Here is a 12,607-nt window from a genome sequence, read left to right as displayed (position 1 = left end):
GCTTCTCCGAGGAGCGCCTGGCTGGCTTCCTCCAGTTCCTGCGCACCGACGAGGAGCGGCTCTACGCACTGCTGCGCGCCCATCCAGACGACGCCAGTGTCCGACGCCTGGCCCTCGGCGCCGCCCTGCTCCTCAAAGGTCGTTCCGTCGACGAGATGGCCGACATCTCCCATACCGTCTACCGGAGCCTGGGCGCCGGGGATCGCGACACCCTCAAGCGGCTGGGGGGGCTGCGCACCGAATTGGCCGAACTGTCACTCCACGGCCGTGGCGCGCTTTCACCGACAGCCTACCGACAGCGTCTCGGAGAGCTCTCCGTGCGGAGCACTGCCCTCGAAGCGGACCTGGCCAGGCGCTCCGCCCCCCTGCGCGCGCTGACCGCCCTGCCGCCTCCCGGGGAGATCGTCGACCGTGTCGCCGCGGCCCTGCCCAAGGACGCGGCCCTCGTCGAGTTCATCACGTACGTGGACCGCCCGCTCGTGCCCAGGCCCGGTGCGCCCGCGTCTCGGCTCCCCGGCCCGCTGCGCTACCTGGCGCTGGTGCTCTTCCCCGACGCCACCATCCGCTTCCAGGACCTGGGACCCGCCGAGCCCATTGACTCCGCCGCCTCGCGCCTTCGAGACGCCCTGGCCAACCGGGACGCCACCTTTGAAACCCACGCCCGGCAACTCCACCAACTCGCCTTCCAACCCCTGCTTGCGCTGCTGGGTGAGACCCGCCGCCTCTACCTCTCGCCGGATGGCCAGCTCGCCCTGGTGCCCTTCGGCGTCCTGCACGATGGCCACCAATACCTCGTGGACGCCTTCGACCTCACCTACGTCCCCTCCGGCAAGAGCCTGCTGCCGCGCCCCCAGGAGAGCAGCCCCCCTGGCTCCGTCGTCGTCCTCGCCGACCCGGACTTCAGTGCCCCCCTCCCCCCCCCCCTTCACCCCCAGGAGGACGCTCCCGCGCTGACCGAGCGCGGTATGCCCGGCGAGTATTTCTTCTCCTCCAGTTCGCGCGCGGAGCTGTCACACCGCGCATGGGCACCCACCCCCCTGCCAGGTACCCGTCAGGAGGCCAAGGCCATCCAGCGCCTGCTGCCCCAGGCCGAGCTGTTCCTGGGCCCCGAGGCCACCAAGGAGCGGCTGCTGCACCTGCCCACCCCTGGCATCCTCCACCTGGCCACCCATGGCTTCTTCCAGGAGGATGCGCCCCAGCACCCGGGCTCCCGCGCCATCGGCCACTTCGGTGCGCTGGGCGAGGACACCCTGGCACCGAGCTCCACGGACTCCTTGCTGCGCTCGGGCCTCGTGTTCGCTGGGGCGAGCGCTCCGGCGCCCTCCGGTGCCAGTCCCGTCTCCCCCTCGTCCGACAGCGCGCTGGCGACGGCGCTGGAGCTGGCGGGCCTCGACCTGTGGGGCACCCAACTGGTCGTCCTGTCCGCGTGCGATACCGGGCGAGGCGACATCAAGCTGGGCCAGGGCGTGTACGGGCTGCGCCGGGCCTTCCTCGTGGCGGGAGCGGAGACCGTGGTGATGAGCCTCTGGAAGGTGAACGACGAGACGACACGCGCGTTGATGGAGGCCTACTACCGCAACCTGTTGGCGGGACAGGGCCGCGCCACCGCGCTGAGCGAGGCGATGCGCGAGCTGCGGGGGTCCCGGCCCCATCCCCATTACTGGGCCCCCTTCATCGCCCTGGGGAGCGCCGCCCCCCTGCGCGCCATCACCCCCACCGCGCTCGAGACGCCGCGAAGCGGGTTCTAGGCGAAGCAAAAGAGAGCCCCGTCGCTCCTCCCTCATCGGGAAGCGCGGCGGGGCTCGGCTTTGGCCGTACCGGGCTTGGACCGGTTAGAAGCGGCCACCCACTGTCGCGGCGAAGTTCAGCAGGTTGCCGCCGGTGTCACCGGTACCGGTGGCGGCGTCCGCGAACTCCGTGCCGAAGAGGATCCGGTACGAGGCGCGCGCACCAGCGAAGAGGCTCTCGTTGAAACGGTAGTCCACGCCGGCCGCGAGCGGCACCTCCTGCACGATGTCGTTGCCGTACAGGGTCTCCGCGCCGTCGGTGACGTTGAGGTAGCTCACGCCGACGCCCGCTCCCACATACGGACGCACCTTCTCCTGGAGCACGAGCGGACCGGCCTTGGCCATGACGCCGAGGTTGTAGCGGTACAGGGCCTGCTCATCCACGATGCGCGCATCGTTGATGGGGAGGCGCTGACCCTCGATGCCCGCCTCGATGCCGAGGTTGCGCCAGGGCTGGGCCGCGGCGGTGATTCCGAGCAGGGGGCCCGGAGCCGTCACCTCGCCCCCGTCACCGGTGAGGCCACCCACGCCCACGCGCGCATCCAGGCCGACCTTCGTCCGCTGCTCGTCGAACTTGACCTCGCTGCCCACCCGCGAGGCGTCGATGGCCGCGAACGCCGACCCGGCGGTGCAGCAGGCCACCACCGCGAAACCGCCCATCCACGAACGAACTCTCATCTCGTCCTCCCGTCCTACGAATGTCTGTTGGACGAAAGCTGCTCATCCTCCGGAATGGGGAGGATGGGACCCCACACCAACCTGGATGGTCGGTCACGCCTCGGGCGTGGTGTGGAGGGCTCGCCTGGTGCCTCGCCCTGGGCGGTGACAGCGCGGGCTAGCGGCGACCGAAGAGCTTGCGCAGGCCGGAGAGGAGCCCGCCCGGACGTGTCTCGGGCTCGCCCTCCAGCGGCGAGCGGGCGATGACGGCGTCCAGCTCCGCGTCCTCGGGCATGTCCGCGGCGAGGGTGACGGCGTGGCGCTTGCCGCCCGGCAGCGTCGCGGCCAGCGAGAGGGTGCCATCCTGCGAGAGGCTGAAGTGCACCTCGGCCTCGCCGGGGCGCTCCAGGGAGAAGGCGAGCGTGCCGAGGTACTCGTTCTCCGTCGCCACCGGCGAGGGCCCCTGGAAGAGGGCGAGCATGAGCGGCCCGGGCGCCGTGACGGGAAGCACGAGCGTCTTCTCCGCGGGCAGGCGGGTGTTGCGCTCGAGGACGCGGCGCAGCGTGCCCCCGCGCTCGGCCACGCCGATGGGGACGGAGAGCACCTCGGAGACGGTGGCGCCGGGCTTGCCGGCCTCGGCGTCGAGGAGGCCCTGGCCCAGCAAGGCCGCACCGAGTGCCGCCGAGTGGGTGGCGTCCACGTCCGCGCGCACGGGCACGCCCAGGCTCTCCTCCAGCCGGCGGCGCACCAGCGGCGAGCGGCCCTGGCCTCCCAACAGCAACACCTCGTCGAGCCCCTGGGGCGTGAGCGCGCTGGACTCCAACACCTGCCGCACGAAGAGGGTGATGCGCTGGACGAGGTCCGCGGTGAGGGCTTCCAGGCGCTCGCGGTCGAGCGAGAACGCGGGCCGTCCACCGGGCAGTGGCACGGAGACCTGCTCCTGCTCGCCGAGGGCCACCTTGGCGGCCTCGGCGGCGGTGAGCAGCGGGGCCCAGTCGGAGGGGTGCTCGGGGCGGGGGATGCCCTGGGCCTGGAGGTCGCTGGCGAGCGCCTCGGCGATGCGCGCGTCGAAGTCCATGCCGCCGACGGTGGGGTCTCCTCCGGTGGTGATGACCTCGAGGTCATCGCCGGTGAGCTGGACGACGGACACGTTCAGGCCGCCGCCGCCGAGCTCCACCACGAGGATGCGCTTGCGGGCGAGCCCTCGCCCATGGCCGAAGGCGAGTGCCCCGGCCGAGGAAGAGTTGAGGATGCGCAGGACGTTGAGCCCGGCGAGCGTGCCCGCCTCGCGCATGGCGGCGCGCTGGCGCTCGTCGAAGTAGGCGGGGACGCAGAGGACGGCCCGGGTGACGTCGTGGCCGAGGAAGGTGCTGGCGGCGGACTTGAGCTCGCGCAGGAGCCGGGCGGTGAGCTCGCGGAGGAGGAGGCCGCTACCTCGCAGCTCGATGCTGGCATCTCCGTGAGGGCCGGCGACGAGGGGGAAGGGCAGGGGACCGCCAATCGCGCGCACCAGGGGAGAGCGGGCGCGCAGCCCGAGGAAGCGACGGAGTCCGAAGGCCGCATGACGCGGGGAGCGCTCGGCCTCGGCCCTGGCGGCCGCGCCCACGAGGAGCTGACCCGCCTCGTCCACCGCGACGAGCGAGGGGAGGGAGTGGGCCTCACCGAGCGGGATGAGCCGCAACGTGCCCTGATGGTGGATGGCGACGCGGGCCCGCGAGGTGCCGAGGTCGATGCCAAGCACCACCTCGGGAGGCGCGACCGCCACGGGCGGAGAGACGGACACGTCGAGAATGGCGCGACGGCGGCCCTTGCTCTCGGGCGAGGGCGAGCGGCGCGGCTCCTCGGGGACGGGAGGGCTCTCGCGGGCGACCTCCGGGAGCGCCGCCGGGGCTTCAGGGGGCTCGACGGGAGCGGGCGCGGGGGCTGGGGAGACAGGAGGCTCCACCACCGGAGCCGGCGCGGAGGGTGCCGTGGCGGGATCGAGGGGCTCGAGCTCCAGGAGATCGTATGCGGCGAGTTCCGGCTCTTCGGGAGCGAGGTGATCCAGGACGGCGTTGGCGATGAGATCCTGGGTCGTGGGTCGCTCGGGGAGCGCGGGCGCGGCGGCCGGCCTCTGTTCCACGACGGGCACGGTGAGCGGGGCGCTCTCCGGCTCCGCCACGATGGGCGGCTCGGGCACGACGGGTGCTGGCGGCGCGACCGTGACGGGAGGCTTCGCCCGGGCCGGTGGAGGGGGCGTGGCCGGTTTCGGAGCGGGGGGCACCGCTTGCCGTGCCGGAGCCTTGGCCGTCGGTTGCGGAGCGCCTGGCCCGTTCTGCTTGGAGGTAACGGGGGCCGCGGGCTTCGCGGGAGCCGCGGGCTTCGCGGGAGGAGCGGGCACGGCGGGCCTGGCCGCGGTGGGAGGCGGAGCCGCGGGTATGGCCGGTTTGGGGGCGGCCGGGGCGGTGGGTACTGGAGGGGTGGGGGGCGCGGTGCCCGTCTCCGTCGGCGGAGGGTCGCGCAGCGCGGAGACCAGCGCGGACATCGCCACCTGCTTGCGCAGCGCCTCGGCGGAGATGACGGGCCGTCCGCGCTTGCCCGGTGTTGTCGCTCCCTCGGTGCGAGGGGCCTGGGCCTGCTCGGGTGCGCTCGGTGGGGGCGGCTCCGGTGCCTGGGCGGGTTGGGCCGGGGAGCGGCGGCTCACGATGCGGTCGATGAGCGCCTTGCTGAACGCATCGAGCCGCACGAAGCGCACGGTCATCCCGGCGCGGGAGCCCTCGGTCTGCGTGCGCACCACCACGCCCTCGCCGCGCAGCAGGCGCCCACCATCGGCCAGCACCAGCTCGAAGGCGAGCCCCGTGCCCTCGGGCTTGGGCGAGCGCGTGGCGATGAAGAGGCCCCCGCGCGCGACGTTGGAGCCGTACTTCTCGATGAACTCCTCCTCCGTGGCGTACGGGAGACGGATACGCAGCGGGAGGAGCTTGTTGGGCTCGACCGTCACCGTCCGTCACCGCCGCCCGGAGGAACTCATTGCAGGGGAATACGCACGGGCTCGGTGCCGCTGGTGGGCAGCACCAGGGTCAGCCCGGGGGCAATGGCGGACGGGGGCACCTCGAAGAGGAGGACGAGCGTGTCGCGCTGGTCCTTGTCCCAGGTGCGGTCCAGCTTGCGCGTGCCGGCGAGAGTCTGGGCGTCCTGGGCGAGGGGGTACTCCTTGTCGGCCGCGTCCACCAGCTTCGCGCCCGAGAGCGCGAGGGAGGCGGACTGGGGGCCGACGTTCTGGGCGATGAGCTGCGCGCGGAGGAAGAGGTCCTGGGTGGTGAGGCTCACCTTGCCGGTGCCACGCAGCGAGTGCAGCGACTCCAGGCCCGTGAGCTTCAGGGCGAAGGTGTCCACGTGCACGGTGTCGTTGGCGCCGGGCGGGGTGAGCGTCCTGGCGGTGTCCGCCTCGTGGCCCGCGGCGAGGTCGGCGAGCCTCGCGTTGGGGTCTCCCTCGGAGGACGAGGGCGGTGCGGAAGGCGCACCTCCCTTGTTCACGCGGTCCACCTCCTGGCGCAGCTTCGCCAGGGTGCGGTCCTCGAAGGGCGCGGGCTCCTCCTCCTTCTTGCAGCCCCCGAAGAGGGCCGCCGAGCAGAGGAGTGCCGCGAGGCCACGGGCGGACGGGCTCATGAGAGGCTCGTCCCCTTCACCAGCTCGTACAGCTTGTCGAAGGCGGCGGGGATGCGCGAGGGGTCCTCGCCACCGCCCTGGGCCAGGTCCGGCTTGCCACCACCGCGGCCGTTGACCTCCTTGGCCATGTCGCGCAGCAGGTTGCCCGCGTGGATGCCCCGGGCCACCACGTCCTTGGTGGCGGCCACCAGCAGCACCACCTTGCCGTCCTTCTCGCCGCCGATGGCGATGATGCCGGACTTGATGCGGTCACGGAGCTGGTCCGCCAGCCCGCGGAACACGTTGGGGTCCGCCGGATCCATGCGGGTGGCGAGCACCTTCATGCCGTTGATGTCGCGCGCCTGCTCCATCAGGTCCTTACTGGTGCCGGTCTGCGCCTTGACGGTCACCTCCTCGACCTTCTTCTCCAGCTCCTTGACGCGCTTCTGGGTGGCCTCGACGCGCTTGAAGAGGTCCTTGGGCGAGGTCTTCAGCAGCTCGGCGACCTTCTTCAGCTCGCGCTCGGTGTCGCGCACGTACTGGAGCGCGCCCAGGCCGGTGACGCCGGTGATGCGGCGCACGCCCGAGGCCACGCCGGCCTCGCTCACCAGCTTGAAGAGGCCGATGTCACCGCTGCGCCGCACGTGGGTGCCACCGCACAGCTCGGTGGACTGCGGGTGCACGGTGACGACGCGGACGGTCTCGCCGTACTTCTCGCCGAACATGGCGACGGCACCGGACTTCTTCGCCTCCTCCAGGTTCATGATGCGCGTCTGGGACTCGGCGTTCTCGCGGATCCACGTATTGACCAGGTCTTCCACCTGGTCCTGCTGCTCGTGCGTCATGGGCGCGAAGTGCGAGAAGTCGAAGCGCAGGTAGTCCGGCGCCACCACGGAGCCGGCCTGCTTGACGTGCTCGCCGAGCACCATCTTGAGCGCCTTGTGCAGCAGGTGCGTGGCCGAGTGGTTGGCGCGGATGGACGAGCGGCGCTCGCCGTCCACGCCTGCCTGCACCATGTCGCCCACCTTGAAGGTGCCCTGGGTCACCTTCACGTGGTGGACGATGAGGCCCTGCACCGGGCGCTGCGCGTCCTTCACCTGGGCCACCGCCTTGCCGCCGTGGCCCACGACGCGGCCGGTGTCGCCCATCTGGCCGCCGGACTCGCCGTAGAAGGGCGTGCGGTCCAGCACCAGCTCCACCTCGTCGCCCGCGTTGGCCTCGGTCACCTCGGCGCCGCCCTGGGTGATGATGGCGCGCACGGAGCCCTCGCCCTCGTGACCCACGCCCTCGTAGCCGAGGAACGTGGTGGGGCCCAGGCGCTCCAGGAGCTTGAGGTGGATGGTGGCGATGGCCTTGTCCTTACTGATGCCGCCCTCGTCACCGCCCTTCTCGGCCTCCTCCTTCTTGAGCTTGTTGAAGCCCTCGAGGTCGGTCTCGAAGCCGCGCTCCTTGAGGATGATCTCCGTGAGGTCCCACGGGAAGCCGTAGGTGCCGTGGAGTTCCCAGACCTTCTCGCCCGAGAGGCGCTTCTCCCCGGACTGCTTCATCCGGGCCACCTCCTCGTCGATGAGCTTGAGGCCGCGGTTGAGCGTGCGGCGGAAGCTCTCCTCCTCGTGCTTGCAGACCTCGAGCATGAAGGTGCGGTTGTCGCGCAGCTCGGGGTAGGCGTCGCCCATGAGCTCGATGACGCGGTCCACGACCTTGGAGAAGAACACGTCCTCGAGCCCGAGCAGCGAGCCGTGGCGGATGGCGCGGCGCATGATGCGGCGCAGGACGTAGCCGCGGCCCTCGTTGGAGGGCTGCACGCCATCGGCGATGAGGAAGGCGGCCGCGCGGCTGTGGTCCGCCACGACGCGCATGGAGGCCCCGCCCTCCTGGGTGTAGGGCTTGCCGACCAGCTCGCTCACCTTGGAGATGATGCCCTGGAAGAGGTCCGTGTCGTAATTGGAGCGCTTGCCCTGGACGACGGAAGCGATGCGCTCCAGGCCCGCGCCCGTGTCGATGGACGGCTTGGGCAGGGGGATGAGCGGCGCGTCCTTCTCCTTGCGCTCGAACTGCATGAACACGAGGTTCCAGATCTCGAGCCAGCGGTCGCAGTCGCAGGCCACGCCCTGGCACGGCCTGCCCTTGGCCTCCTCGACGCAGGGGATGTCGTTGCCCTGGTGGAAGTGGATTTCGGAGCACGGGCCGCAGGGGCCGGTGTCGCCCATGGCCCAGAAGTTGTCCTTGAGGCCGAGCTTGAGGATGCGATCGCGGGCCACGCCCTGCTTCGCCCACAGCTCGAAGGCCTCCTCATCCCAGGGGATGCCGCCCTCGCCGTTGAAGACGGTGACGGCGAGCCGCTCCGTGGACAACCCGAGCGTCTTCGTCACGAACTCCCAGCCGTAGGCGATGGCGTCGGCCTTGAAGTAGTCGCCGAAGGAGAAGTTGCCGAGCATCTCGAAGAACGTGTGGTGACGCGCGGTGTAGCCCACGTTGTCGAGGTCGTTGTGCTTGCCACCGGCTCGCACGCACTTCTGCGAGGTGGTGGCGCGCGCGTAGTCGCGCTTCTCGCGGCCGGTGAAGACGTCCTTGAACTGGACCATGCCCGCGTTGGTGAACAGCAGGGTGGGGTCGTTCTGGGGGACGAGGGAGGACGACGCGACGCGGCGGTGGCCACGCTCTTCGAAGAACTTGAGGAACGCCTCTCGAATCTGGGAGGCGGACAGGGAAGAGGGCATGGTGAGGGTATATGCCACAAGTGAGGGTTGCGCTGCGTTTCTTGAGGACCCGGGTAGGATCCAACTCCTGACATGCGCTCCCCATCCCACCTTGTCGCCTGCTGCCTGCTTGTCCTCCCCACAACCATCCTGGCCCAGGCCGACCCGCAGACGGCCTCGTTGAGCCGGACACTGGTGAAGGGGGCCGAGCCCCACCACCGTGTCCAGGCGGCCCGTGTCCTGGGGGACTCGGAAGACCCCGAGGCGCTCAAGCCCCTGTGCGAGGGACTGAAGGATCCGAGCGGCGAGGTCCGGGCGGCGGCGGCCGAGGCCCTGGGGACGCTGGGGGAGGTAGGCGGGCTGGAGTGCCTGGTGGCCCGGAAGGAGGAGGCGGACCCGGCGGCGAAGGCGGCCACCGAGGCGGCCCTGGGGAAGCTGGAGGCGCTGAAGGCGAGGGCTCCGCGCCTGTACGTGCTGTTCACCGGGGTGAAGGACACGACGGGGACGGTGTCGCCGGAGTGGGTGGCGTCCACCGAGGCCCGGATGCGGCGGAAGCTGGCGCAGATGGGGGCGCTGTTGGCCCCGGAGAAGGAAGCCGAGAAGGCCGCCAAGGGTGTGTTGGCCACGCACAAGCTCCAGGGCTATCGGCTGCTGACGGAGATCCGCCCCGGGCCCCAGGGGGGGTTGAAGCTGTCCGTGATGGGCCTGCGCTACCCGGGAAAGCAGCTCATCGGAGCTGTGGAGGTGCAGGCGTCCGGGGCAGAGCCGGGGGAGCTGCTCACGGCGCTGGCGCCCCAGGCCATCGAGGAGGCCGCGAGTTCGTTCGGCTGGAAGAAGTAGCGCGGCGCGGCATGAAGGGGGGGCACCGCGTTTGGCGCGGTCCAGGCTAGGATTGCCTTCCTGACATGCGGTGCTCGTCCTCGCTCCTCGCCCTCGTTTTGTTGACCCTGCCCGGAGCCGTCCAGGCCCAGGTGGATTCCCGGATCGCCGCACTGAGCAAACAGCTCGGAAAGGGGCCGGAGCCGAAAGTGCGCTCCCAGGCGGCGCTCGGCCTGGGCTCCTCGGATGACCCCGAGGCGCTCAAGCCCCTGTGCGAGGGGTTGAAGGACCCGAGTGAGCAGGTGCGGGCGGCCGCGGCCCAGGCGCTGGGGAAGCTGAAGGAGCTGTCCGGGCTGGAGTGCCTGAAGGCCCGGAAGAGCGAGACGGACGCGGCGGCGAAGGCGGCCATCCAGGCCTCCATCGAGGCGCTCCAGTCGTTCAAGGAGCGGACCCCGCGCCTCTACGTGCAGTTGAGCGGGGTGAAGGACAAGTCGGGCCAGGTGAAACCGGAGGTGTTGAAGGTCACCGAGGCGCGGATGCGGCGGAAGCTGACGCAGGTGGGTGCCCTGCTGGCGCCGCCGAAGGAGAGCAAGGCGGCGGCACAGGGGGTGCTGCGCAAGCACGGCATCCAGGGCTTCCGACTCCAGGCGGAGATCCACGCCACGGAGGCGGGAGGGCTGCGGGTGTCGGTGGTGTGCATCGGCTATCCGGACCAGGCCCTGCTGGGAGACGTGGAACTCCAGGCGTCCGGAGCCAAGCCCGAGGAACTGCTCAAGGTGCTGGCGCCCCGTATCATCGAGGAGGCCGCGGACACGTTCGAGTGGGACACGTGAGCGTCCCCCATGAAGGTTGGATTGACTCGGGCAGGGTAAAGGGGAGATGAACGCCCCCATGTGGCGGCGGGTCTCACTGAAAAACTACCGGAGCATCGAGCGGGCGGAGGTGGAACTCGCGCCGTTTACGGTCCTGGTGGGAACCAACGGCAGCGGGAAGTCCAACTTCGCCGATGCGCTGGTGATCGCGAGCGAGATCTCCTTCGATGCCGCCTCCGCCATCAAGCGGCGCGGGGGCATTGGTTCGATTCGCCGCTGGGGTATCCCCGAGACCGAGGAGACGCGCGTCACCGTCCGGGTCGCGAATGAGAAAACGGAGCTGGATGCCCGGTTCGCGGAGCAGTTCTTTTCCTTGCTTCCGAATCCGGAGTCGGGCTGGCGCTTCGGGACAGAGTTCGTAGCCCAAGCGAATGGAGGGGCCGTCAGCCGTTTTGAGCGCAGCGCTGATGGGGCGCACCTCGTAGATGCAGATGGGCGCACAAGCGTGTCGGTTGAGTCGCTGCCTTCAGCGACGAGCATCATGCTCTACGCGCGTCAGATGCTCGGATCGGCAGCGTTCAGGCTTTTTCGAACTCACCGGCTCCAATTGGAGCTGGCCAGGATGCGTGTCCCCCAACTGGCCAGTGAGGATGCCGAACTCGAGGTCGACGGCAGCAATCTCGCAGGGGTTCTGCGTCGCTTGAAGGCTGAGCGAGAGCATGACTTCACGACCGTGCTCCTGGCCATGAAGAGGCTGATTCCCGATCTGGTGGACATCTCGGTCACGGAGACGGGAAGGTTTCTCTTCGTTGAGTTCGACCAGCAGCAGGCGGGAAGGGTCGCGAGATTCGGCATCAGTGAGATGTCCGATGGTGCGCTCCGAGCACTGGGCATCATCGTGGCCGCACAGACGATGCCATTCGCTCGGTTCCTCATCATCGAAGAGCCGGAGGTCTCCATTCATCCTGGAGCGGCCGCTGTGCTCTATGAGGTGCTCAAGGAGGCATCGAATCGAGGCGCTGTCCTCGTGACGACCCACAGCCCGGAGTTCCTCGATGCCGCACGTGAGGAGGAGATCCTCGTCTGCCAGTATGGGGACGGGGTGACCCGAGTGGGGCCGCTCGCCAGCGCTCAGCGCCAGGTCGTGAATGAGGGACTCCTGAGTCTCTCCGAGCTCATGCGAAGCGAGCCCCTGCGCATCGAGGGCGAACCGCCCGATGTGATTGACCCGACCGTCATCAACCCGTGAACCGGCTCGTCTGCATTGTCGAAGGGCAGGGCGAGGTCACGGCCATTCCGAGTCTGTGTGCCCGGGTCATGAACCACCTCGGAATCCAAGGTTGGGTCGTCGACAAGGAACCCATCCGTCGGCCGCGCGCCTCCCTTGTGGATGGGCGATGTCCGGGACCGAAGCGCCCGTGTCGGGAAGAGGGGGTGATTCGCGCGATGGAGATCGCCCGCTCGCGGCGAGCGGATGCCGTGCTGATGCTCTGCGACGAGGACGATGACTGTGCCGCGGCGTGGGGACCCGATGCCACGCGCGTCATGGGTCAAAAAGTGCCGAGCCTCGCGGTGATGGCCGTTCGCGAGTACGAGACCTGGTTGTTGCTGGCGAGAGACCACATCTCGCTCGGCGCCGCGGGCATTCATCGTCCGGAAACGCTCCGTGATGCCAAGAAGGCGTTGGCGATACTCGTCCCTGGCTACCTGCCTACCACGCACCAATTGAGCGAAACGCGAGGCATCGACGTGGCCTTCTTGCGCTCGCGCTCGAAGTCCTTCGACAAACTGGTCCGGTCCATCGCGGCGCTTTGCGGAACTCCGGCGCGAGGCGGGTAGCACGAAGACGACGCCTCAGCCCTTGCGGATGAGCCCCATCTCCTCGATGGCGGAGAAGAGGCGCACGCGGGCCTCGGACCAGGGGAGCAGTTCCACGCGGTAGCCGGCGAGCGCGTCCAGCAGCAGTTGCCGGTAGCTGGGGTGGCCAGGGTCGGCGATGACGACCACGCCCCGGTCCCCATGCGAGCGGATGAGTCGGCCCACGCCCTGGCGGAGCAGCAGCAGCGCCCGGGGCATCCGGTAGTGCAGGAAGCCCAGGTGCGAGCTGCCGCCCCGCGCGAGCGGCTCCTCACGCGCGGCCACCAGCGGGCGGCTGCCGGGCTCCAGTGGCAGCTTGTCGATGAAGACGCAGCCCACGCCGCGTCCG

At 70.1% G+C, this 12,607-nt stretch carries 10 protein-coding genes; 5 read left to right on the top strand and 5 right to left on the bottom strand.

Annotation, left to right across the window (positions count from 1 at the left end; translation table 11 throughout):
• A partial coding sequence (locus tag VF794_RS40175) for a CHAT domain-containing protein (protein ID WP_331119092.1) occupies window positions 1-1,748 on the top strand: 1,748 nt, incomplete at its 5' end.
• Between the two features lie 84 nt (window positions 1,749-1,832).
• Here VF794_RS40175 and VF794_RS40170 read toward each other — a convergent pair.
• From VF794_RS40170 to alaS, 4 genes are all read right to left on the bottom strand, one after another.
• On the bottom strand, window positions 1,833-2,465 hold the full coding sequence (locus VF794_RS40170; protein ID WP_331119090.1) for an outer membrane beta-barrel protein: 633 nt from the start codon (window positions 2,463-2,465) through the stop codon (window positions 1,833-1,835).
• A 157-nt stretch (window positions 2,466-2,622) separates the two neighbouring features.
• Window positions 2,623-5,424 (bottom strand): Hsp70 family protein, encoded by a 2,802-nt coding sequence (locus tag VF794_RS40165; protein ID WP_331119089.1) that lies wholly within the window; start codon window positions 5,422-5,424, stop codon window positions 2,623-2,625.
• A gap of 26 nt (window positions 5,425-5,450) precedes the next feature.
• Window positions 5,451-6,092, bottom strand: coding sequence for a hypothetical protein (locus VF794_RS40160; protein ID WP_331119088.1), 642 nt, complete (start codon window positions 6,090-6,092; stop codon window positions 5,451-5,453).
• The gene (gene alaS / locus VF794_RS40155) at window positions 6,089-8,791 is read right to left on the bottom strand and encodes an alanine--tRNA ligase (protein ID WP_331119087.1); all 2,703 of its coding nucleotides are present in this window, start codon (window positions 8,789-8,791) and stop codon (window positions 6,089-6,091) included. The genes VF794_RS40160 and alaS overlap by 4 nt, the downstream gene beginning before the upstream one ends.
• A 72-nt stretch (window positions 8,792-8,863) precedes the next feature.
• Between alaS and VF794_RS40150 the strand changes: the two genes are divergently transcribed.
• The 4 genes from VF794_RS40150 to VF794_RS40135 all read left to right on the top strand — a co-directional run bounded on the left by VF794_RS40150 (window position 8,864) and on the right by VF794_RS40135 (window position 12,240).
• Entirely contained in the window at window positions 8,864-9,610 is a 747-nt protein-coding gene (locus tag VF794_RS40150; RefSeq protein WP_331119085.1) for a HEAT repeat domain-containing protein, read from the top strand.
• Between the two features lie 65 nt (window positions 9,611-9,675).
• Window positions 9,676-10,422 (top strand): HEAT repeat domain-containing protein, encoded by a 747-nt coding sequence (locus tag VF794_RS40145; RefSeq protein WP_331119083.1) that lies wholly within the window; start codon window positions 9,676-9,678, stop codon window positions 10,420-10,422.
• 46 nt (window positions 10,423-10,468) lie between these two features.
• Entirely contained in the window at window positions 10,469-11,650 is a 1,182-nt protein-coding gene (locus VF794_RS40140) for an AAA family ATPase (protein ID WP_331119081.1), read from the top strand.
• A 185-nt stretch (window positions 11,651-11,835) separates the two neighbouring features.
• Window positions 11,836-12,240 (top strand): hypothetical protein, encoded by a 405-nt coding sequence (locus tag VF794_RS40135; RefSeq protein WP_414641018.1) that lies wholly within the window; start codon window positions 11,836-11,838, stop codon window positions 12,238-12,240.
• Window positions 12,241-12,255: 15 nt separating this feature from the next.
• On the opposite strand, the gene VF794_RS40130 is transcribed toward VF794_RS40135, so the two are convergent.
• On the bottom strand, window positions 12,256-12,607 hold a 352-nt coding region (locus VF794_RS40130; RefSeq protein WP_331119077.1), incomplete at its 5' end, for a helicase C-terminal domain-containing protein.

Source organism: Archangium sp. (assembly GCF_036389735.1).
Lineage (GTDB): Bacteria > Myxococcota > Myxococcia > Myxococcales > Myxococcaceae > Archangium.
This window is presented reverse-complemented; position numbering and strand designations above follow the sequence as displayed.